General features: G+C 67.4%; 19 protein-coding genes. 10 read left to right on the forward strand and 9 right to left on the reverse strand.

Annotated features, from left to right (window positions below):
- Positions 1–10 precede the first annotated feature (10 nt).
- Genes L5G32_RS11120 through ctaC form a run of 3 tightly spaced genes read right to left on the reverse strand, consistent with a single transcriptional unit; the run spans position 11 to position 2,150 of the window.
- Positions 11–574: a GNAT family N-acetyltransferase gene (locus tag L5G32_RS11120; RefSeq protein ID WP_237011098.1), complete on the reverse strand. Its 564-nt coding sequence runs from the start codon at positions 572–574 to the stop codon at positions 11–13.
- Positions 575–582: 8 nt separating this feature from the next.
- Entirely contained in the window at positions 583–999 is a 417-nt protein-coding gene (locus L5G32_RS11125; RefSeq protein WP_237011099.1) for a cytochrome c oxidase subunit 4, read from the reverse strand.
- A complete protein-coding gene (ctaC, locus tag L5G32_RS11130) occupies positions 999–2,150 on the reverse strand; it encodes an aa3-type cytochrome oxidase subunit II (protein ID WP_237011100.1) in 1,152 nt (383 codons plus the stop codon). Before ctaC ends, L5G32_RS11125 begins: the two co-directional genes overlap by 1 nt.
- A gap of 313 nt (positions 2,151–2,463) precedes the next feature.
- Between ctaC and asnB the strand changes: the two genes are divergently transcribed.
- Positions 2,464–4,389: an asparagine synthase (glutamine-hydrolyzing) gene (asnB, locus tag L5G32_RS11135; protein WP_237011246.1), complete on the forward strand. Its 1,926-nt coding sequence runs from the start codon at positions 2,464–2,466 to the stop codon at positions 4,387–4,389.
- A 151-nt stretch (positions 4,390–4,540) separates the two neighbouring features.
- Here asnB and L5G32_RS11140 read toward each other — a convergent pair whose 3' ends face one another.
- From L5G32_RS11140 to L5G32_RS11150, 3 genes are all read right to left on the reverse strand, one after another.
- On the reverse strand, positions 4,541–5,515 hold the full coding sequence (locus L5G32_RS11140) for a carbohydrate kinase family protein (RefSeq protein WP_237011101.1): 975 nt from the start codon (positions 5,513–5,515) through the stop codon (positions 4,541–4,543).
- A 177-nt stretch (positions 5,516–5,692) separates the two neighbouring features.
- On the reverse strand, positions 5,693–6,043 hold the full coding sequence (locus L5G32_RS11145; RefSeq protein ID WP_237011102.1) for a HesB/IscA family protein: 351 nt from the start codon (positions 6,041–6,043) through the stop codon (positions 5,693–5,695).
- Between the two features lie 136 nt (positions 6,044–6,179).
- A complete protein-coding gene (locus L5G32_RS11150) occupies positions 6,180–7,253 on the reverse strand; it encodes a glycerate kinase family protein (RefSeq protein WP_237011103.1) in 1,074 nt (357 codons plus the stop codon).
- Positions 7,254–7,312: 59 nt separating this feature from the next.
- On the opposite strand from L5G32_RS11150, the gene L5G32_RS11155 reads away from it, so the two are divergent.
- From L5G32_RS11155 to L5G32_RS11165, 3 genes are read left to right on the forward strand one after another with little or no spacing between them, the layout of a single operon-like run.
- Positions 7,313–7,993 (forward strand): DUF3043 domain-containing protein, encoded by a 681-nt coding sequence (locus L5G32_RS11155; RefSeq protein WP_372491686.1) that lies wholly within the window; start codon positions 7,313–7,315, stop codon positions 7,991–7,993.
- A gap of 2 nt (positions 7,994–7,995) precedes the next feature.
- Positions 7,996–9,741: a nicotinate-nucleotide--dimethylbenzimidazole phosphoribosyltransferase gene (cobT, locus tag L5G32_RS11160; RefSeq protein ID WP_237011104.1), complete on the forward strand. Its 1,746-nt coding sequence runs from the start codon at positions 7,996–7,998 to the stop codon at positions 9,739–9,741.
- The gene (locus L5G32_RS11165; RefSeq protein ID WP_237011105.1) at positions 9,731–10,477 is read left to right on the forward strand and encodes an adenosylcobinamide-GDP ribazoletransferase; all 747 of its coding nucleotides are present in this window, start codon (positions 9,731–9,733) and stop codon (positions 10,475–10,477) included. The genes cobT and L5G32_RS11165 overlap by 11 nt, the downstream gene beginning before the upstream one ends.
- A 13-nt stretch (positions 10,478–10,490) precedes the next feature.
- Here L5G32_RS11165 and L5G32_RS11170 read toward each other — a convergent pair whose 3' ends face one another.
- Both L5G32_RS11170 and gcvT read right to left on the reverse strand, forming a co-directional pair.
- On the reverse strand, positions 10,491–11,597 hold the full coding sequence (locus L5G32_RS11170; RefSeq protein ID WP_237011106.1) for a branched-chain amino acid aminotransferase: 1,107 nt from the start codon (positions 11,595–11,597) through the stop codon (positions 10,491–10,493).
- Between the two features lie 65 nt (positions 11,598–11,662).
- Positions 11,663–12,772, reverse strand: a complete 1,110-nt coding sequence (gene gcvT, locus L5G32_RS11175) for a glycine cleavage system aminomethyltransferase GcvT (protein WP_237011107.1) — start codon at positions 12,770–12,772, stop codon at positions 11,663–11,665.
- 62 nt (positions 12,773–12,834) lie between these two features.
- On the opposite strand from gcvT, the gene L5G32_RS11180 reads away from it, so the two are divergent.
- From L5G32_RS11180 to L5G32_RS11200, 5 genes are all read left to right on the forward strand, one after another.
- Positions 12,835–14,349 carry a leucyl aminopeptidase gene (locus L5G32_RS11180; protein WP_237011108.1) on the forward strand — a complete coding sequence of 505 codons (1,515 nt, stop codon included), beginning with the start codon at positions 12,835–12,837 and terminating at the stop codon, positions 14,347–14,349.
- A 198-nt stretch (positions 14,350–14,547) separates the two neighbouring features.
- Complete coding sequence (gene sucB / locus L5G32_RS11185; RefSeq protein WP_237011109.1) at positions 14,548–16,329, forward strand: 2-oxoglutarate dehydrogenase, E2 component, dihydrolipoamide succinyltransferase; 1,782 nt, start codon at positions 14,548–14,550, stop codon at positions 16,327–16,329.
- Between the two features lie 230 nt (positions 16,330–16,559).
- The gene (gene lipB, locus L5G32_RS11190; protein ID WP_237011110.1) at positions 16,560–17,288 is read left to right on the forward strand and encodes a lipoyl(octanoyl) transferase LipB; all 729 of its coding nucleotides are present in this window, start codon (positions 16,560–16,562) and stop codon (positions 17,286–17,288) included.
- Positions 17,285–18,337 carry a lipoyl synthase gene (gene lipA / locus L5G32_RS11195; protein ID WP_237011111.1) on the forward strand — a complete coding sequence of 351 codons (1,053 nt, stop codon included), beginning with the start codon at positions 17,285–17,287 and terminating at the stop codon, positions 18,335–18,337. The genes lipB and lipA overlap by 4 nt, the downstream gene beginning before the upstream one ends.
- An 86-nt stretch (positions 18,338–18,423) precedes the next feature.
- Positions 18,424–19,176, forward strand: coding sequence for a DUF4191 domain-containing protein (locus L5G32_RS11200; protein WP_237011112.1), 753 nt, complete (start codon positions 18,424–18,426; stop codon positions 19,174–19,176).
- A gap of 110 nt (positions 19,177–19,286) precedes the next feature.
- On the opposite strand, the gene L5G32_RS11205 is transcribed toward L5G32_RS11200, so the two are convergent.
- Positions 19,287–19,808: an RDD family protein gene (locus tag L5G32_RS11205; RefSeq protein ID WP_237011113.1), complete on the reverse strand. Its 522-nt coding sequence runs from the start codon at positions 19,806–19,808 to the stop codon at positions 19,287–19,289.
- A 267-nt stretch (positions 19,809–20,075) separates the two neighbouring features.
- On the opposite strand from L5G32_RS11205, the gene glnA reads away from it, so the two are divergent.
- Complete coding sequence (gene glnA / locus L5G32_RS11210) at positions 20,076–21,509, forward strand: type I glutamate--ammonia ligase (RefSeq protein ID WP_237011114.1); 1,434 nt, start codon at positions 20,076–20,078, stop codon at positions 21,507–21,509.
- The last annotated feature ends 147 nt before the right edge of the window (positions 21,510–21,656 follow it).

Genomic DNA, 21,656 nt, shown 5'->3' on the forward strand with positions numbered 1-21,656 from the left:
ACGTGGCTCCTCACCAGTCCGAACCGTTCCGCCAGTCGCAGGTCAGCCGCTGCCCGGTGTCCAGGTCGGCACACGACGGCGTCCGCAGGATCAGGGCCGAGTCCTGGTCGTCATCGGGAGACGGCCGCATCCCGTCGACCGTGAGCACACCCAACGGGCCACGCCACGGCTCCCACCCGCGCCGCAGGTAGAGCGGGCGCCCGTCTGCCGAGGCACTGAGCGCACCGAGATCGTGGGCGCGGACGACGATGTCGTCCACCCGAGCCATGACCGCGTCTCCGACACCTCGCCGACGCATCCGGGCCGCCACCGCTACGGCCTCCACGTACCCCGTGCGCAGCACGGTGTCGCCAGCGACCAGACTGCGTTGCACGACGGCCGCGTGGCCGACCATGCCCCGATCGTCTTCGGCGAACACGTGGACTCCACCGAGGCAGTGATCGAAGTCCGAGTCGTCGAAGTCACCGGCGAAAGCGTCGTACAAGAACCGCTGCAGCACCTGACGATCGGTTCCGGACAACGCATGCGAATGACGAAGCCGCACCCGGTATCCGGATGCGGCTTCGTTCGACACTCGTTCGGTCAGTGCTTCTCGGGGCCGACGTGGTACTCGAAGACCAAGCCTGCGACAGCGCCGATGATCGCGAACACCAGGGCGATCGCGAACCAGAAGTTCGCGCTCGCGAATCCGATCGCGAAGAGCGCAGCAGCGGCAGCGATCATGATCGGCCAGTAGCTGTGCGGGCTGAAGAAGCCCAGCTCGCCCGCGCCGTCCTCGACCTCGGCGTCGTCGTAGTCTTCCGGGCGGATCTCGACGCGTCGAGCGACGAACCGGAAGTAGGTGCCTGCGATCAATGCGAGGCCGCCAGCGAAGAACATGCACACGACGCCGGTCCACTCGATGCCGGTCCGGTAGAAGTACGTGCAGATCGCGTAGATGATGCCCATCACGATGAAGAACATCGCGAGGAGTTCAAAGATCCGAGCTTCGAGCTTCATCAGTTCGTACCTTCCTTGGCAGGCGTGCATCCCGTCAGCTTGGTGTTCGACGCGTCACCGAGATCCGACGGAGTCTGGTCATTCGAGACCCGCCGGGAATCGAACGGAACGGTCGTCACCGATTCCGGGACCTGGCAGATGGCTTGGAGAGCCTCCGCGTTGGTCGCCTCGGGGTTCGAGTCGCGGTACGAGATGTAGCGAGCGAAGTCGGCGGGGCTGACCGCGCGCACCTCGAAGTTCATCATCGCGTGGAAGGTGCCGCACATCTCAGCGCAGCGCCCGACGAATGCGCCTTCACGATCGATCGAACTGATCTGGAACTGAGAGTCCGTGTGGTTCTGGTCCGGGAACGGCATCACGTCGCGCTTGAACAGGAACTCGGGAACCCAGAACGAGTGGACGACGTCGGCCGCCGCGAGATCGAACTGGATCCGCGTGTCGGTCGGAAGGACCAGGACCGGGATCGTCGACGACGAACCGAGGGTCTCGATCTTGTCGAAGTTCAGGTACTTGCGCTCTTCAGCGGAGCGTCCGCCTGCCGCACCGGCGATGAGCTCCTTCTCGCCTTCGTGCTCGCGGAACTTCGGGATCTGGAGGTCGAACGGCTCACCCTTGCGGGAGTCCTTGGCGTCGACGAGCTGCTTGTTGTCGATGTTCACCGAGTTGTAGCCGAACTTCCAGTTCCACTGGAAGGCCGTGACGTCGACGACGACGGCCGGGTTCTCTTCCTTGTTCTCCACCTTGTTCTGCACGATGACCGTGAAGTAGAACATCACGGCGATCAGCACGAACGGGATAGCGGTGTACGCCAGCTCCAGCGGAACGTTGTAGCCGGTCTGACGAGGAATGACCTCGTCGTCCTTCTCGTCCGCCTTCGCGCGGTGGAAGGTGATGGTCCAGAAGATCAGACCCCAGACGAGCACACCCATCGCCAGAGCTGCGATCACCGACCACGTCCAGAACACCCGCATATCGTGCGCCTCGGGGGTCACACCCTCGGGCCAACCGAAGTTCAGAGCCTGTTCGGCACTGCAGCCTGACGTCATCAGCACGACGACACCCAGGACCGCGAGGGCACTCAGTCGTTTGATCGTGCGCGACGCCGGTACTCCACGTCGTGCCGACGGCCGTCCACGGTTCGTCAATTTCACGCCTTCCTGCTGGCAGGGAGCTGTCCCACAAGGTTCGCACGGCGGAGCAAACCACTCCTTGCGCAATTCTTGCACCTAGTAACTACGCAGCGTAGTCCAACCCGCGGAGGACTTCTCTATTGGGTCAACCGATGCCTGCGACGCGTAACGCGACCTGCGGATTCGCTCCGGTCCGGCGTGGCGTCGACCTCACGACGTACCTGAGATGTCGCACGTCGGCGTGCTTCTACGGCATAGTGGACGCGGCGCGGAAGCACCTTCACGGTCGCCGCTGCGTGGTACTTGCAATCGACGGGAAATGAGGCTGGTCAGCGTGTGCGGCTTGCTCGGAATGCTCACCAGCGACGGTTCGGCGGGATCGACAGCCGAATTGATCGCGTCCGCAGCGCACTGCATGCGACACCGCGGCCCCGACGAGCCAGGGACGTGGAACGACGACGACATCGTTCTCGGCTTCAATCGACTGTCGATCATCGACATCGAACACTCGCATCAGCCGCTGCGCTGGGGCCCGGACGACAACCCGGAGCGCTACGCACTCGTTTTCAACGGCGAGATCTACAACTATCTAGAGATCCGCGAAGAACTGGCGGCCGAGTTCGGCACGAAGTTCCGGACCGAAGGCGACGGCGAGTCGATCGTCGCGGGCTTCCACCACTGGGGTCCCGAGATCGTCCGGAAGTTGCGCGGCATGTTCGCGTTCGCCGTCTGGGACACACAGACCCGCGAGTTGTTTCTCGCCCGCGACCGGTTCGGCATCAAACCCCTGTTCCTCGCGACCAGCGACGCGGGCACCGCGTTCGGCAGTGAGAAGAAGAGCCTCCTCGAGGTGCTCGATCGCCTCGGCTTGGACCGTGAACTCGACGACCGTGCGATCGAGCACTACACGGTCCTGCAGTACGTTCCCGAACCCGAGACGCTGCACGCGAACATCACGCGCCTCGAGTCCGGCTGTTACGCGACGCTCCGGCCCGGAGTCGCCCCCACCGTCACCCGCTACTTCGATCCGAAGTTCCCGGTCCGCCCGTTCACACCGGACACCGCGCAGAAACGGTACGACGAGATCGCCGAGGTGCTGCGCGACTCCGTCGCCAAGCACATGCGCGCCGATGTGACCGTCGGCTCGTTCCTGTCGGGCGGCATCGACTCGACCGCGATCGCAGCGCTCGCCATCCAGCACAATCCCGACCTGATCACGTTCACCACCGGGTTCGAGCGGGAAGGCTATTCCGAGGTCGACGTCGCCGCCGAGTCGGCCGAGGCCATCGGCGCGCGCCACATCGTGAAGGTGGTCTCACCGCGCGAGTTCATCGAGGCGCTCCCCAAGATCATCTGGTACCTCGACGACCCCGTCGCCGACCCGGCACTCGTCCCCCTCTACTTCGTGGCCGCCGAAGCCCGTAAGCACGTCAAGGTCGTACTGTCCGGCGAGGGCGCCGACGAACTGTTCGGCGGGTACACGATCTACAAGGAACCGCTGTCGCTCAAGTCGTTCGACAAGATGCCCGCAGGCCTCCGCCGCCTCGCCGGCCGCGTGTCCGACCGCATCCCGGAAGGCACTCGAGGCAAGAGCCTCTTGCACCGCGGCTCGCTGTCGTTGGAGGAGCGTTACTACGGCAACGCCAGGAGCTTCGACGACGCGCGGCTGCGCGCCGTCCTCCGTAACTTCCGACCCGACTGGATGCACCAGGACGTGACGGCGCCCATCTACCGCATGAGCGAGGGACTCGATCCCGTCACCCGGATGCAGCACCTCGACCTGTTCACCTGGCTGCGCGGCGACATTCTCGTCAAGGCCGACAAGATCACGATGGCGAACTCCCTGGAACTGCGCGTCCCGTTCCTGGACAAGGAGGTGTTCGCCGTCGCCGAGCAACTCCCGTACGACGAGAAGATCGCGCACGACACCACCAAGTACGCGCTGCGCAAGGCGCTCGAACAGATCGTGCCGCCGCACGTCCTGCATCGTCGCAAGCTCGGTTTCCCCGTGCCCCTGCGCCACTGGCTGGCGGGTACCGAGATGTACGACTGGGCGCGCGAGTTGATCGCGACATCGGACACCGACCACATCGTCGACAAGGCCTTCACCCTGGCGATGCTCGACGAGCACCGCGCCGGAACCGTCGACAACAGTCGTCGGATCTGGACCGTCGTCTGCTTCATGCTGTGGTACGGAATCTTCGTCGACGGGAGCATCGTGCCCGCGATCGAAGATCACGATTATCCGGTGCGTCTGTAGGCACGCGCGACGAAGGAGGGGCGACACACTTTCTTCGGCAGTCCTCGCCCCCTCGCCTAGCGGCTCGGGGGCTGCGGAGGGCTCCGAAAGTGTGTCGCCCCTCCTTCGTTGTCGGTCATGTCAAGGTCACCGGGCTGAGGCGCGAAGGGCGTTAAGAGGAAATCGCGGAGCGGATCTCGGCAGCTGCGTCGGCGCCGTAGGCGGCGGACAGACGCTTCTCGGCGACGTCGACGTCCCACGCCCAGCCCTGAGTCGATTCGCATTCGAGGACGAGCGTGGCGACCATCGCGCCGAGCTGCGCCGACCGCTCGAAGTTCAGCTCCTTGCTCAGGCCCGTGAGGAAGCCCGCACGGAAGCCGTCGCCGACGCCCGTCGGGTCGACCTGCTCGTTCACCGGGACCACGTCCACATGCGTCACCGACCCGTCGGTGTCGATGATGTCGACGCCCTTCGACCCGAGCGTGGTGATCCGCACTCCGACCAGATCGGCGATCTCGGAGTCGGACAGGCCTGACTTCTGCTTGAGCAGACCCCACTCGTACTCGTTCGTGAACAGGTAGGCGGCCCCGTCGATCAGGTCGCGGGCTGCCTCTCCGTCCAGACGCGCCAACTGCTGCGACGGGTCCGCGGCGAACGCGATGCCCTCGGCACGGCAGGCCGCGGTGTGCCGAGTCATGGCCGCCGGATCGTCTGCGCCGATCAACACCAGGTCCGGGCGCTTGTCCGCGACGACCGCCGCGAGATCGATGTCGCCCGCCTCGGTCATCGCTCCGGCATAGAACGTGGCGAGCTGGGCCATCGTCTCGTCCGTGGTGCACATGAACCGGGCCGTGTGCTTGGTCTCCGACCGGTGGACGCCCCCGCAGTCCACGCCGTGCTCGGCGAGCCAGTTCGCGTAGTCGTCGAAATCGCCGCCGGCCGCAGCGACGAGCAGCGGTTCGTTGCCGAGCACACCGAGCGCGTAGGCGATGTTGCCTCCGACACCGCCACGGTGCAGGACCAGGTCCTCGACGAGGAAGCTGAGCGAGATGTGCTCGAGCTGGTCGGCCACGAGCTGATCGGAGAATTTTCCGGGGAACTTCATCAGATGATCGGTCGCGAGCGACCCACAGACGGCAATGAACATCTGTCCAACGTAATGGGATCTCGACTCCGCTCGATCGGCGGGGCGGGGGCCGGCTCAATCAAGCGGGGCGGGGGCCGGCTCGATCAGCGGGGCGGGGGCCAGCAGAACAGACTGCGGCCGCGACCCCGTCCAGGGTCGCGGCCGCAGAAGTACCAGCGCTGGCAGTACCAGTGAAGGTCAGTTGAACGAGTCGCCGCAGGCGCAGCTGCCGGTCGCGTTCGGGTTGTCGATCGTGAAGCCCTGCTTCTCGATGGTGTCGACGAAGTCGATGGTCGCGCCCTGCACGTACGGGGCACTCATCCGGTCGACGGCCAACCGCACGCCGCCGAAATCGGACACGACGTCGCCGTCGAGCTGGCGGTCGTCGAAGAACAGCTGGTAGCGCAGACCGGCACAACCACCCGGTTGGACCGCGATGCGCAGCGCGAGATCGTCACGTCCCTCCTGGTCGAGAAGACCCTTCGCCTTCGCTGCCGCAGCGTCACTGAGCAGGATGCCGGTTTCGGTGGTTTCGTTCTGGACGGTCATGAGCGCTCCTTGAATACGTCTGTCGTCAATCGCCTGACACGGATCGGAATCAGATGTCGTCGGTCTGACAGCCTCAACGGTACCCGTCATGTGGTTATTCCCGCATCAGGCCCCGCAACACGGCGCCCCGCTGCCCTCACGATTCGCCTGCCGACCATCGGGCGGCGACGCGCGCGGCAAGACTCGCCAACGACGGCGCGGCGTCGGTCATCGCGACGGAGGCCGAACCCACGTGGTCGGCTACGGACCACACCTCAGCGATGCCTTCGATCCTCGTGTCACCGCGCACTTGCCCCGCGAGCACGATGATCGGGACGCTGCCGGCCTCGGCGGCGAGCGCCGCGATCACCTTGCCGCGCACGGTCTGACCGTCGAATCGACCTTCCCCAGTGACCACGAGGTCCGCCGCAGCCATACGGGACCGACGATCGGTCGCGTCGCCGACGACGTCCGCGCCCGGCCTGCGTCGCCCACCGACCCAGAGGAGCGCCGCACCGAGACCTCCCGCCGCGCCTGCACCGGATTCCTCACGGACGTCCCGGCCTATCGCCGCGAGGTCGTCCGCCCACCCGGTGAGTCCGTCCTCCAGCACGGCTGCCGTCGCCGCATCGGCGCCCTTCTGCGGACTGAACACCGTGGCGGCGCCGTCGACGCCGAGGAGCGGGTTGTCCACATCGGAGGCGACGACCACGTCGACGTCCCGCAACAGTTCGGCGGCCGCCGCCGGTCCGCCGAGTGCGTCGAGGGCTCCGCGACCTCCGTCGGTGGTCGCGCTCCCGCCGAGTCCGACGACGATCCGGGGTGGCCGGTCGGCCAAAGCCGCCTGCACCAGTTGTCCGACGCCGAACGTCGTCGCGCTCGCAGCAGTCTCCGGGGACGGCGCCTCCCCGAGGATCGCCAGACCGCAGGCCTGGGCGGCCTCTAGATACGCGGTGCCGTCGGCGGCGACCCCGTACTCGGCGGTCACCGGATCCCCCATCGGACCCGCCACCCGCGCCGTCCGCACGGAGACCACCCCCGCCGCCTCGAGGACCGCGACGAATCCGGGACCGCCGTCCGACTGAGGCAGGACGTCGAACGTGTCGTTCGGGCGTGCCGACCGCCACCCGTCGACGATCGCAGCCGCAGCCTGCGTCGCACTGAGGGTCCCACCGAACTCGTCCGGTGCGACCACGACCGTGGCCCCGCGGGCTCCCGTTGCTTCGTCCATGCGCCGCAGGGTACTGCCCGATTCCAGGCGGCGGCCGGTCATCGCCTAGTCTCGAAGGCGTGAAGCTGCCTTGGAAGTCCGATGCGACGAGCACCGACGACACCGTCGACGACGCCCAGACCACCGACGACGCCTCCACCGACGAGGCACGCGTCGAGCTCGGTAAGGCGAAGGCGACACCCGGCAAGGGTCGGCCGACGCCGAAGCGCCGCGAAGCCGAGAACAAGCGTCGCGGACCTGTCTCACCGCCGCCCACCACTCGTGCCGAAGCTCGGGCACGTAAGAAGGCGCTCAAGTCGACGATGAGCAAGGACGAGCGCAAGCAGGTCAGCGCTAAGCGTCGCGAGGCTCGCCTCGAGCAGCGCGAGAAGATGATGAGCGGCGACGAGAAGTACCTGATGCCGCGCGACAAGGGACCCGCACGGCGCCTGACCCGCGACATCGTGGACTCCCGGCGTAACTTCGCCGGACTGTTCATGCCGTTCGCGGTGTTCCTGATAGTCGCGATCATGATTCCGCAACTCGCGGTGATCGCGAACCTGGTGCTGCTCGTGTTCGTCGTGTTCATGGCGATCGACTCGTACATCCTCGGTCGCATCGTCAACAGGCGAGTCCGCGAACGTCATCCGGACACACAGGAGAGCCGCTTCCGGCTCGGCTGGTACGCCTTCACCCGCGCCATGCAGCTACGTATGATGCGTGCACCGAAGCCGCTGGTCAAGCCGGGCGACAAGGTCTAGAAGTGCGCACCCTGGTCCTGGGTGGGACCCGATCGGGAAAGTCTGCACACGCCGAACGCCTTCTCGCCGACGCTGGCGAGGTCCGCTACCTGGCGACCGGTTCGGTACCCGCCGACGACGCCGCGTGGAACACGCGCGTCCGAGCTCATCGGGACCGCCGACCGGAACGATTCATCACGGTCGAGACTTCCGATCCAGCTGTGGAGCTGCGTGCCGATGCGACTGCGGCCGTCCTTCTCGACGATCTCGGCACCTGGCTGACGGGCGTCATCGACCGCGCCGGTGCGTGGGACGACGAATCGGTCTCCATCGATGATCACGTCGACGAGCTGTGTGCCGCAATCGGCGACCATCTCGGCGAGCTCACGATCGTCAGCCCCGAAGTCGGTCTGTCGGTCGTGGCGCCGACCGCCGCCGGGCGACGCTTCGCCGATGAACTCGGGGCGCTCAATGCGCGCGTCGCGCGGGCCGTGGACACGGTGCGGCTCGTCGTCGCTGGACGCGTGCTCGACCTTCCCGCCGACACGACTGACACTGGCGACTCCGGTACTGGCGACTCCAGTGCTGCCGACTCCGGTGCTGGGACGACCACGTCCGCCGTGCCTGTTCCCGCGTCGGCCCTCGCACCTGCCGTCACACCGGCGCACGAGCACCGCACCGTCGACTTCGTACCGCGCGACGTGCCCGACGGGACCGACGCCGAAGTGTTCGTCGCGATCGATCCTCCCGACCAGGAGACCGTGGCCCAGGCCGAGGCCCGACAGCTCACCCTCACCAAGCCGCCGGGATCGCTCGGGCTCCTCGAAGACCTCGGGACCTGGGTGTCGGCCTGTCAGTCGGCGTGTCCGCCGCGTCGGATCGCCGCTCCCGCCGTTGCGGTGTTCGCCGGTGACCACGGCGTCGCCCGCGACGGAGTCTCCGCTTTCCCGCCCGCAGTGACCGCTCAGATGATCGCGAGCATCGCGGCGGGCGGCGCCGCCGTCAATGTGCTGGCCCGCCGGGTCGGCGCGACGGTGCACGCCTTCGACATCGCCGCCGACGTCGACCTTCCCGACGGCCACGCAGTGGTGACCGACTACAAAGTGCGCCGCTCCAGCGGGGACCTGCGGCGTGGCGAGGCCCTCACGATCGCCGAAGCACGTCGAGCCGTCGCCGCGGGCCGCGCGATCGCCGACGGGCTCGTCGACTCCGGCGCAGACCTGTTGATCGCAGGCGACATGGGGATCGGGAACACGACTCCGGCAGCGGTCCTCATCGGCACCATCGCCGACAAGGAGCCTGTGGTCGTCGTCGGCCGCGGCACCGGAATCGACGACGAGACATGGATTCGCAAGACCGCCGCGATCCGCGACGGCATGCGTTTCGGGCGCCGCTACCGCAACGAGCCGTTGGCGTTGCTCGCGGCGGTCGGTGGAGCGGACCTCGCCGCGATGGCGGGCTTCTACGCTCAAGCCGCGGTTCGCCGAACCCCGGTGATCTTGGACGGTGTGGTCACGACAGCGGCCGCACTCGTCGCCGAACAGATGGCTCCGGGTGCGTCGTCGTGGTGGCGCGCAGGCCACCAGTCCACCGAGCCGGCGCACACGTTCGCCCTCAAGAGTCTCGGCCTCGAACCGATCGTCGATCTGTCGATGCGTCTCGGCGAGGGCACGGGCGCGTTGACCGCGCTGTCGGTCGTCATGTCTGCCGTCGACATCCTCATCGACATGGCCACGTTCGACGAGGCCGGCGTCAGCGATGGGGCGTAACCCGCTCACTGCACTCGGCGTGGCCGTCAGTTGGCTGACCGTCGCTCCGGTCCCGTCGCCCCGCGTGGACATGGACCGTCGGACCGGTGGCGCTGCGATCACGGCTGTTCCCCTGGTCGGCGCGCTGCTCGGCGGCATCGCTGCGGCCGCGGGCTACGGACTCTCGTTCACCGCGCTCCCCGACCTGCTCGTCGGAGTCCTCCTCGTCGCACTGTTGGCTCTGGCGACCCGCGGCATGCACGTGGACGGTCTCGCCGACACGGCGGACGGTCTGGGCTGTTACGGCGACGAGGTGCGCGTCCGCGAGGTGATGCGCAGCGGCGACGTCGGACCGTTCGGCGCCGCGACCCTGGCCGTGGTGCTGGGGGCGCAGGCGGTGGCGTTCGGCGCGCTGTCTGCGGATGAACGGTGGTGGGACATCGTGTTCGCGGTCGCGCTGGCCCGTGTGGCCGCCGTCTATGTCTGCCGCGCAGGGCTGCCGCCCGCGAACAGCAACGGTTTCGGCGCACTCGTCGCCGGGACTCAACGTTGGTCGATCCTCGTGTGGACCGTCGTCGCCGCGACCGCTGCCTGGCCGCTCGGGGTTCGCGCGCTGTGCGCGGTCGCCGCCGTCGCCGTGCTCTCCTACGTGTTCTCCGCCCACTGCCGACGGCGCATGGGCGGTATCGCGGGCGACGTCATCGGCGCCGCCGTCGAACTGTCCACCGCCCTCGCCCTGATCGTCCTGCTGGTGTGAGCGACCGGGAGGATCACGGAGCGGGGTGCAGCGTGGTCATCCAGCCGTGGGTGTCGGCGAACAGGCCGCGCTGAAGTCCGGTGAGAGTGTCGCGCAGCGCCATCGTGACCTCGCCGGTCGCGCCGTCGGCGACCGTGTATTCGTCGGTGTCGCTGAGGACGCGGCCGACCGGGGTGATGACTGCGGCCGTACCGCACGCGAACACCTCGGTGATCTCACCCGAGCGGACGTCCGCGGCGAGTTCGTCAGTGGAGATCTTCCGCTCCTCGACCGCGTATCCGGCATCTGCCGCGAGCGTCAGCAACGACTTGCGGGTGACGCCCGGGAGTAGCGAACCACTCAGCGACGGTGTCACGAGGCGTGCCTGCGACCCCGAGCCGTACACGAAGAACAGGTTCATGCCGCCCATCTCCTCGATGTAGCGACGCTCGATCGCGTCGAGCCAGACCACCTGGTCACAGCCCTTCTCCGCGGCCTGCGCCTGCGCGAGCAGCGACGCGGCGTAGTTTCCGCCGAACTTGGCTGCGCCGGTGCCGCCCGGGGAGGCGCGCACGTACTCGGTGCTCAAATACACACTGACCGGCTTCACGCCGCCGGAGAAGTAGGCCCCGGCAGGCGACGCGATCAACGCGTACCGGTACTCGTCGGACGGGCGCACACCGAGGCTCGCCTCGGTCGCGATCATGAACGGCCGCAAGTACAAGGACTCCTCTCCGCCCGCAGGCGGGACCCACGCGTTGTCGACGGCGAGGATCTGGCGCAGCGACTCGACGAACACCTCTTCAGGGAGTTCCGGCATCGCGAGGCGACGCGCCGACGTGTTGAACCGTTCGGCGTTCGCCTCGGGGCGGAACGCGGCGATCGAGCCGTCGGGCTGCCGGTAGGCCTTGAGCCCTTCGAAGATCTCCTGGGCATAGTGCAAGACCATCGCCGCCGGATCCAGCGCGATCGGCCCGTACGGCGTCACCCGTGCCCGGTTCCAGCCGCGTTCCCGGTCATAATCGATCACCACCATGTAGTCGGTGAAGTAATTGCCGAAACCCGGCGCAGCGAGGATCTCGGCGCGGCGACCTTCGGAAACAGGGTGCGGATGTTCGGTACGGGAGAACTCCAAGGTCATGCAGACAATTCTAACGCCGACCCGCAATCGGCTCTCAGCGTGCCCGGGAGGGGGGCCGCCACGAGTCAGACGTGACCCTCGACGAACGGCGGCAACACCACGTCGCATTCGAGGGCGCGTCCGCGGACGTCGACCACGACGCTGGCGCCCTTCTTGATGCCGGATGCGACGTCGATGAACGCGAGGGCGATGCCCTGCTTGAGCGTCGGCGAGAACGTGCCAGACGTGCACACGCCGATCTGCTCCCCGCCGGCCTCCGCGTGGACGGTGCAGTCTGCGCGCGGAACGCCCCGCCCGGTGGCCTTGAGTCCGTAGAGACGCCGCGCGGGGCCTGCCTCGCGCTCGGCGACGAGGGCGTCACGCCCGAAGAACTCGGGCTTGTCCCAGCCGACGGCCCACGAACTGCGGGCCTGGACCGGCGTGACGTCGACGCTCAACTCGTGTCCGTGCAGCGCATAGCCCATCTCCGTGCGCAGCGTGTCGCGGGCGCCGAGCCCGGCGGGCAGGCCGTCCCGAGCGGTCACTTCCGCGATCAGTGCGTCCCATACGACGCCTGCGTCCGCCCAGAGCGGCAGGACCTCGTAACCGTGCTCACCGGTGTACCCCGTCCGGCAGACCCGGACCCGGCGGGTCGCCCCGTCGACGGTGATCTCGGCGTCGTCGAACGCCATGTAGTCCATGCCGGTCGGCAGCCCGAGGGCGTCGAGGACGTCGGTCGACCGCGGCCCCTGCACGGCGAACACCGCGTATTCGCGGTGCAGGTCGGTGATCTCGATGTCGTCGGGCACCACCGCACGCAACGCCTCGAGCACGGCCGACGTGTTCGCGGCGTTCGGGATCAGGAAGACCTCGTCGTCGCTCACCAGATAGGTGATCAAGTCGTCGATCACGCCGCCCTCGGGGGTACAGCACATCGTGTACTGGGCCTTGCCCGGCACGACCTTGCCGAGGTCGTTGGCGAGGGTGCGATTGACGAACGCCGCGGCGCCGGGGCCGGCGACGAGCGCCTTGCCGAGGTGGCTTACGTCGAAGATTCCGACGGCCTCGCGGACCGCCGTGTGTTCGGCGACGGTGCCGGAATACGACACGGGCATGTCCCAGCCGCCGAATGCGGCGAACGATGCTTGCAGGGCTGCGTGACGGTCGGCGATGGGGCCTGCGAGGAGTTCGGTCATGCCCGCTACGGTATCGCCCGCGCCGACTCGAGGCACACGCACCTGTGGCAGAGTTGACTTCTGTGAGCAGCAACGATTTCTCCGCCCGCGAACGCGGCCCGCGCATCGAACTGACCACCGCCCTCGCCAAGGACGACGACGTCCTGGTGATCGGCCTGACCGTCCCGGACGCCGACGGCGAACCGCCGACGCTCCTCGTCGCCGACAACCTGTTCGACGATGAGACTGCCGACGGCGTGACAGCCGCGCTGGGTGCGTTGGGCGCGACCCACAAGTCCGGCGCGCTGACGACGATTCCCGCACCCGCGTCACTCCCGGTGTCCCGGATCCTCGCGGTCGGACTCGGCGACGAGCCCGACGACGCCGAGTCGCTGCGCAAGGCCGCAGGCAATGCGATCCGCGCTCTGGACGGCGTCGCCACTGTCGCGTCGACGCTCTCGGCGGCCGCGATCGGCCCCGTCGCCGAAGGCTTCTACCTCGGCGCCTACCGGTTCGACGAGTTCCGCACCGACAAGTCACGCTCGGACGAGCGCCCGCCCTCGAAGGTGCGGCTCTTGGCTCCGAAGACCAAGGAGAACCGGGCCGAGCTCGACCGCGCAGTTGCGGTCGCCGACTCCGTCGCGATCGCGCGAGACCTGGTGAACACCCCGCCGAGTCACTTGTTCCCCGCCGAGTTCGCCGAGCGCGCCCGCGTCCTCGGCAGCCAGGCCGGGCTGCGCGTCGAGATCCTCGACGACACCGAGCTCACGAAAGCCGGCTACGGCGGCATCGTCGGGGTCGGCAAAGGCAGTTCGCGGCCGCCACGCCTGGTCCGCCTCATCCACGAGGCGAAGGGCTCGGACAAGAAGGTCGCCCTCGTCGGCAAGGGCATCACTTTCGACACCGGCGGCATCTCACTCAAGCCCGCAGCAGGCATGGAGGCGATGACCTCCGATATGGGCGGAGCGGCAGCGGTCATCGCGACGGCCGTCGCCGCTGCACGCCTCGACGTCGGCGTCACCGTCATCGCGACCGTCCCAATGGCCGAGAACATGCCGTCCGGGACTGCGCAGCGACCGGGCGACGTGCTGACCCAGTACGGCGGGACCACCGTCGAGGTACTCAACACCGACGCTGAGGGACGCTTGGTCCTTGCTGACGCCATCGTCCGCGCGTGCGAGGACGAGCCCGACTACCTCATCGACACCGCGACCCTGACCGGCGCGCAGATGGTCGCTTTGGGAACCCGCACCCCGGGTGTCCTGGGGACCGACGAGTTCCGCGATCGAGTGGCCGCCCTCTCGCAGAGCGTCGGCGAGAACGGCTGGCCGATGCCGATGCCCACCGAACTCCGCGCCGACCTCGACTCGCGGGTCGCAGATCTGGCGAACGTCACCAACCACCGGTGGGGCGGAATGCTGTCGGCCGCGATGTTCTTGCGCGAGTTCGTCGCAGACGACGTCGGGTGGGCCCACGTCGACGTCGCGGGCCCGGCGTTCAACTCCGGCGGCCCGTGGGGATACACCGCGAAAGGCGGCACCGGCGTGCCCGTGCGGACCCTCGTCGCCGTCCTCGAAGACATCGCAGACAAGGGGTGACCAGCTCCACAACTCCTACTCACGGGTAGGAGGGCCACTCCCCTGAGCGCACGACAGTCGGCGGGTACTGTGAATCGCGGGAGTCGGTCGATCCACCGCCTGCAGCCTGCGTCACGCATAACCCCCGCGGACGCAGATCAGACCCGCATCGGCTAGACCGGACATAACAAAGTTCACGAGTTTAGGGAGTCACACGCAATGGCCTTCTCTGTTGAGATGCCCGCACTGGGTGAGAGCGTCACCGAGGGCACCGTCACCCAATGGCTGAAGCAGGAAGGCGACACCGTTGAAGTCGACGAGCCCCTGCTCGAGGTCTCGACCGACAAGGTCGACACCGAGATCCCGTCGCCGGTCGCGGGTGTTCTCACCTCGATCCTGGCGCACGAGGACGACGTGGTCGAGGTCGGCGGCCAACTCGCGTTGATCGGTGACGAGGGCGAGAGCGCCGATTCCGCTCCCGAATCGGCCCCTGCCGAGCCTTCCGAGCCCGAGCCTTCCGAGCCGGAGCCTTCCGAGCCCGCGCAGGAGACTCCCGCTGCGACCGAAGCCGCCCCGGCTGAGTCGGCCCCGACTGAGTCCAGCTCTGCCGAGTCCGCCGCCGCGGGCTCCGCCTCCGGCACCGACGTCGTGATGCCCGAACTCGGCGAGTCCGTCACCGAAGGCACTGTCACGAACTGGCTCAAGCAGGTCGGCGACACCGTCGAGGTGGACGAGCCCCTGCTCGAGGTCTCGACCGACAAGGTCGACACCGAGATCCCGTCGCCGGTCGCAGGCACACTGCTGGAGATCGTCGCCGACACCGACGACGTCGTCGAGGTCGGTGGCCGGCTGGCCGTCGTCGGAGACAAGGACGCCGCCCCGGCAGCATCCGCTCCGGCCGCGCCGGCTCCGAAGGCCGAATCTACTCCTGAGCCCGCGCCGACTCCCGAGCCCGAGCCGCAGGCGGCTCCCGCAGCTTCGACTCCCGAGCCAGCGGCGCCCGCTCCGGCATCGAACGAAGCAGGATCGAACAAGGCAGCACCGGCAGAGGCGAACACCCTCGAGTCGACGCCGTACGTTACTCCCCTCGTCCGCAAGCTCGCGGCCGAGAACGACGTCGATCTGTCGTCGGTCTCCGGCACCGGTGTCGGCGGCCGCATCCGCAAGCAGGACGTGCTGGCCGCGGCCGAAGCGAAGAAGGCTCCGGCGGCAGCACCGGCTCCCGCCGCAGCACCGGCCGCCGCTGCGCCTGCCGCCGCGAGCCCGGAGTTGGCTGCGCTGCGCGGCACCACGCAGAAGATCAACCGCATCCGACAGATCACTGCCGCGAAGACCCGCGAGTCGCTGCAGAGCAGCGCACAGCTGACGCAGGTCCACGAGGTCGACATGAGCCGTGTCGCAGCGCTGCGGAAGTCGGCGAAGGCCAACTTCCAGGCTGCCGAGGGCGTCAACCTCACGTACCTGCCGTTCTTCGCCAAGGCCGTCGTGGAAGCGCTCAAGGCGCACCCGAACGTGAACGCGTCGATCAACGAGCAGGCCAAGGAGATCACGTACCACGCGAACGTGCACCTGGGCATCGCCGTCGACACGCCGCAGGGTCTGCTGTCGCCGGTCATCCACAACGCCGACGATCTATCGCTGGCCGGTCTGGCTCGGGCGATCGCCGACATCGCCGACCGTGCGCGTAACGGCGGCCTCAAGCCGGACGAGCTCGCAGGCGGCACCTTCACGATCACCAACATCGGAAGTCAGGGCGCGCTGTTCGACACACCGATCCTGGTTCCGCCGCAGGCGGCGATGCTCGGCACCGGTGCGATCGTCAAGCGCCCCGTCGTACTGACCGCGTCGGACGGCACCGAATCGATCGCCTCGCGGTCGATGGCGTACCTGCCGTTGACCTACGATCACCGTCTCATCGACGGCGCCGACGCCGGTCGTTTCCTGACGTCGGTCCGCCAGCGACTGGAAGCGGCGGAGTTCGCCGCCGATCTAGGGCTGTAAGACGCCCGAGACATCGCGACCGCCGTCCGCTGCGACCCTCGGGTCGCGGCGGGCGGCGGTTCGGCGTCTGACGGCAGTCCGCCCCGAATCGGTCCGCCCGGGAGAATTCCGCCACGGAATAGTTTGCGCCGCACTTGATGTTGGACTGTCTGTGCGTGCACGGACCGATCACCCAGTCCCCGTCAGCCTCGTCCTGGCTGCCTCCCCCATTTCCGTCTAGGAGAATCGCTGTGCGTAACGGATCCGCCCGGTTGAGCACCGAACCCATCGAGGTTCGTCTGCTCGGCTCCGTCGACTATCAGGAGGCGTACCGGCTGCAGCACGACCTGGCCGACAAGCGCGCTTCCGGAGTGCTCGACCACGACGTGATGCTCCTGTTGGAACATCCGTCCGTGTATACGGCGGGCAAACGCACCCAGGACTCCGACCGACCGGTGAACGGCGCACCGGTGATCGACGTCGACCGCGGCGGACGGATCACCTGGCACGGTCCGGGACAACTCGTCGGGTATCCGATCATCGCGCTCGCCGAGCCGGTCGACGTGGTCGACTACGTGCGCCGTCTGGAAGAAGCGCTGATCCGGGTGAGCGATGCGCACGGCGTCACGACGGGACGCATTGACGGCCGATCGGGCGTGTGGGTGCGCGACGACGCAGGCGAGCGCAAGCTCGGCCAGATCGGCATCCGAGTCGCCAAAGGCGTCACCCTCCACGGCTTCGCCCTGAACGTCGACCCCGACATGTCGGTGTTCGAGGCGATCGTCCCGTGCGGCATCGCCGACGCCGGAGTCACGTCCATCGCGACGGAGACCGGTGCCGCACTGACTGTCGCCGACGTCCTCGACGACGTGACCGCCGCGGTCACCGACTGTCTCGACGATCCGGTCCCTCCGTCGCCCGGACACACCGCAGACACCCTCACATCCACTGAACCCGCAACCGTAGGAACTCCGCAGTGACTGCTTCGCCATCCACACCGTCCACGCCTTCCGGTTCGTCCGCTGACGCTCCCGCGGGCCGCAAACTGCTTCGCTTGGAGGTCCGCAACGCGCAGACCCCGATCGAACGCAAGCCGAAGTGGATCAAGACTCGCGCGACGATGGGTCCGGAGTACACCGAGCTCAAGTCCCTCGTGAAGGGCGAAGGCCTGCACACCGTGTGCGAAGAGGCCGGCTGCCCCAACATCTACGAGTGCTGGGAAGACCGCGAGGCGACGTTCCTGATCGGCGGCGAGCAGTGCACCCGCCGGTGCGATTTCTGCCAGATCGACACCGGCAAGCCGTCCCCCCTGGACCGCGACGAGCCGCGACGCGTCGCCGAGTCCGTCCGCTCGATGGGGCTGCGGTATTCGACGATCACCGGCGTCGCCCGCGACGACCTCCCCGACGAGGGCGTCTGGCTGTACGCCGAGGCGGTGCGCAAGATTCACGAGCTCAACCCGGGCACCGGTGTGGAGAACTTGATTCCGGACTTCCACGCCAAGCCCGACCTCCTCGCCGAGGTGTTCGAGTCCCGACCCGAGGTACTCGCCCACAACGTCGAGACGGTGCCGCGCATCTTCAAGCGGATCCGTCCCGCGTTCCGCTACGAGCGGTCGCTCGACGTGCTCACGCAGGCCCGTGACTTCGGTCTGGTCACCAAGTCCAATCTCATCCTGGGCATGGGCGAGACGCCCGAGGAGATCCGCGATTCGCTGCGCGATCTGCACGAAGCCGGCTGTGACATCGTGACGATCACCCAGTACCTGCGGCCCTCGCCCCGCCACCACCCGGTGGATCGCTGGGTGAAGCCCGAAGAGTTCGTCGAGCACTCCGAGTACGCCAAAGAACTCGGCTTCGCCGGAGTCATGGCTGGCCCGCTGGTTCGCTCGTCCTACCGTGCCGGACGCCTCTACGCCCAGGCGATGGCCCGCCACGGTCGTGAGATCGCGCCCGAACTCGCGCACCTGACCGCCGAGGGCTCCACTGCTCAGGAGGCGTCGAGCGTCCTCGCTCGCATGGCGAACTGACAACCGCAGGCGGTCCGGGACGAACGGTGTCCGACGCAGGCCATTCCGCTTCGGACTGTCGCGGCGACGCCCCGTAGACTGTCGGTATGGCGAAGGCGCAAGACAAAGCGAGTAAAGAGGCGAAGGCGGCCGCGAAGGCCACCCGCAAGGCGGCGAGCAAGGAACGTCGCCAGCAGATCTGGCAAGCGTTCCAGATGCAGCGCAAGGAGGACAAGGCCCTCATTCCGCTGATGGTGGGGATCATCGTCGCCGTCACGGTGGTCTTCGTCCTGCTGTCGCTCTTCGCGAACTTCGGCCCGTTGTGGTTGATGATCCCGCTGGGTCTGATTCTCGGCGTGCTTCTCTCGTTCATCGTGTTCGGTCGACGGGTCCAGAAGACCGTGTTCCGCAAGGCCGAAGGCCAGCCGGGCGCAGCGGGTTGGGCACTCAGCAACATCAAGGGCCAGTGGCGTGTGCAGCAGGCCGTCGTGGGCACGTCGCATTTGGACGCGGTGCACCGGGTGATCGGCAAGCCGGGCGTCATCCTCGTCGGCGAAGGCCAGGCGAACCGGGTCAAGCCGTTGCTCGCTCAGGAGAAGAAGAAGTCCGCTCGGGTCGTCGGCGACACTCCCATCTACGTGATCGTCGTCGGCAACGAAGAGGACCAGGTTCCGCTCCCCAAGCTCGAGCGTCACATCCGCAAGCTTCCCGGCAACATCGACCGCAACCGGATGGACGCCCTTGAGGGTCGCCTCGCCGCGTTGAAGGCCAAGGGCGGAGCCGGCGCGGCGATGCCGAAGGGCCCGATGCCGCAGGGCGCCAAGATGCGCGGCGCCGCCCGCACTGTCCGTCGCCGCTGAGCCCACCGCCGGTCGAGCACCCACTGCTGGTCGAGCGGAGTCGAGACCCCCACCGCCGGTCGAGCACCCACCGCCGGTCGAGCGGAGTCGAGACCCGAGACCCCGCGACCTCAGCGAGTTCGAACCAGTGCGGTGCCGGTGGCGCGGTCATGCATGGCGCGACCGTTGTAATCGTTGATGAGGGCGGGAACGACGAAGCTGATCATCACCTGGCGCGCGAGAGCACGGACCGGGCCGACGGCGGCCCGCGGAACCTCGCCCGCCGCTTCCTCGGCCCCGCGTTCCGCACCGTGGTCGACACGCGCCACGCGCATACCGGTGATGTACTGCCCCGGGGTGAACCCGAAGAACGTCACGGTCAACACGCCGATCACGAACCAGACGATCAGCACTGACGTGCCGATGTTGCTGCCCCAGCCGACGATGAGGAGCGCGATGCCGTACGACAGCAACCAGTCGACGAGCAGCCCGAGCACTCGCTGCCAGCCGGTCGACAGGGAGCCCACTCCACTCTCCGGGAGCCCCAGATCCTGGCCGCGGTAATCGTTGTTCTCGCCGCCAGGCATCTGAGTACCCGACAGCCAAGTCCCCATTGCGCGCCTGGACGCCTGCTCTTCACGCCGTGCAGTCATGAGCCCATCGTAGTCGTCGGGCGGTATTATCCGTTTTCCCGTGACCACCGGCACACAGAGGCCGATCACCCCACGCGCGTCGGCGCCAGGCGACTAACCTGTAACACGTCGCCCGTGACGTAACACAGGGGAAACATTCGCTTGACGCCCGGGCAACCTCACCTCCATAGATTTCTCGGTGAGAGTCGCACCTGCCGAACCCGGTCGATGCGGCCTGCGGTCAGAGGTTCTGGCCGGAACGTTTTGATTTAAGGAGTCAGGCCAACCGTGTACAACACGAACGAAGAGCTGCTCGAAGGCATCAAGTCCGAAGGCGTCGAGTACGTCGACATCCGTTTCTGCGACCTGCCGGGCACCATGCAGCACTTCTCGATCCCCGCAGCAGCGTTCACCGAGGACGTCTTCACCGAGGGCCTGGCGTTCGACGGTTCGTCCGTCCGCGGATTCCAGTCGATCGACGAGTCGGACATGATGCTCCTCCCCGACCCCGCGACGGCCCGCATCGATCCGTTCCGCAAGGCCAAGACGATGAACATCAGCTTCTTCGTCCACGACCCGTTCACGCGTGAGGCCTACAGCCGCGATCCGCGCAATGTCGCCCGCAAGGCCGAGGACTACTTGCTCTCGACCGGCGTCGCCGACACCTGCTTCTTCGGAGCCGAGGCCGAGTTCTACATCTTCGACTCGGTCTCGTTCAGCTCCGAGATGAACTCCACCCACTACGAGGTCGAGTCGGTCTCCGGCTGGTGGAACGCATCGTCGCCGACCAACCCGGACGGCACCCCGAACCTCGGCTACAAGGTCCGCCAGAAGGGCGGCTACTTCCCCGTCGCTCCGTACGACCACTACGTCGACCTGCGCGACGAGATGTCGTCCAACCTGACGAATTCGGGCTTCGAGCTCGAGCGCGGCCACCACGAGGTCGGCACCGGCGGTCAGGCCGAGATCAACTACAAGTTCAACACACTGCTGCACGCGGCGGACGACGTCCAGTTGTTCAAGTACATCATCAAGAACACGGCGTGGCAGAACCAGAAGTCGGTCACGTTCATGCCGAAGCCGCTGTTCGGTGACAACGGCTCGGGCATGCACGCCCACCAGTCGCTGTGGAAGGACGGCAAGCCACTGTTCCACGACGAGTCGGGCTACGCGGGACTGTCGGACATGGCGCGCCACTACATCGGCGGCATCCTGCACCACGCACCGTCGCTGCTGGCGTTCACCAACCCGACGATGAACTCCTACAAGCGTCTGGTCCCGGGCTACGAGGCCCCGATCAACCTGGTCTACAGCCAGCGCAACCGCAGCGCCTGCGTCCGCATCCCGGTGACCGGCAACAACCCGAAGGCCAAGCGCGTCGAGTTCCGTTGCCCCGACAGCTCCGGTAACCCGTACCTGGCGTTCGCCGCGATGATGATGGCAGGCCTGGACGGTGTGAAGAACAAGATCGAGCCGCACGAGCCCGTCGACAAGGACCTCTACGAGCTTCCCCCGGAGGAGGCCAAGGGCATCCCGCAGGCTCCGACGTCGCTCGCCGCGGTCATCGATCGCCTGGAGCAGGACCACGACTACCTGACCGCAGGCGGCGTGTTCACCGAGGACTTGATCGAGACCTGGATCGCGCTCAAGCGTGAGGACGAGATCGAGCCGATCCAGATCCGTCCGCACCCGTACGAGTTCTCGCTCTACTACGACTGCTGATTCTTGACCTGCTGGCAGATCCGCTCTGTTCGGCAGGCCGACCACAGCACACCTCGACCCGCTCGCCGATCACCTCCCTGATCGCCGAGCGGGTCGAGTCGTCTGTGTGCCAGGCACGTACCCCGACTGACCGACGTTCACTCACCG

The sequence above is a fragment of the Gordonia zhenghanii genome, assembly GCF_021738965.1.
Classification (GTDB): Bacteria; Actinomycetota; Actinomycetes; order Mycobacteriales; family Mycobacteriaceae; genus Gordonia; species Gordonia zhenghanii.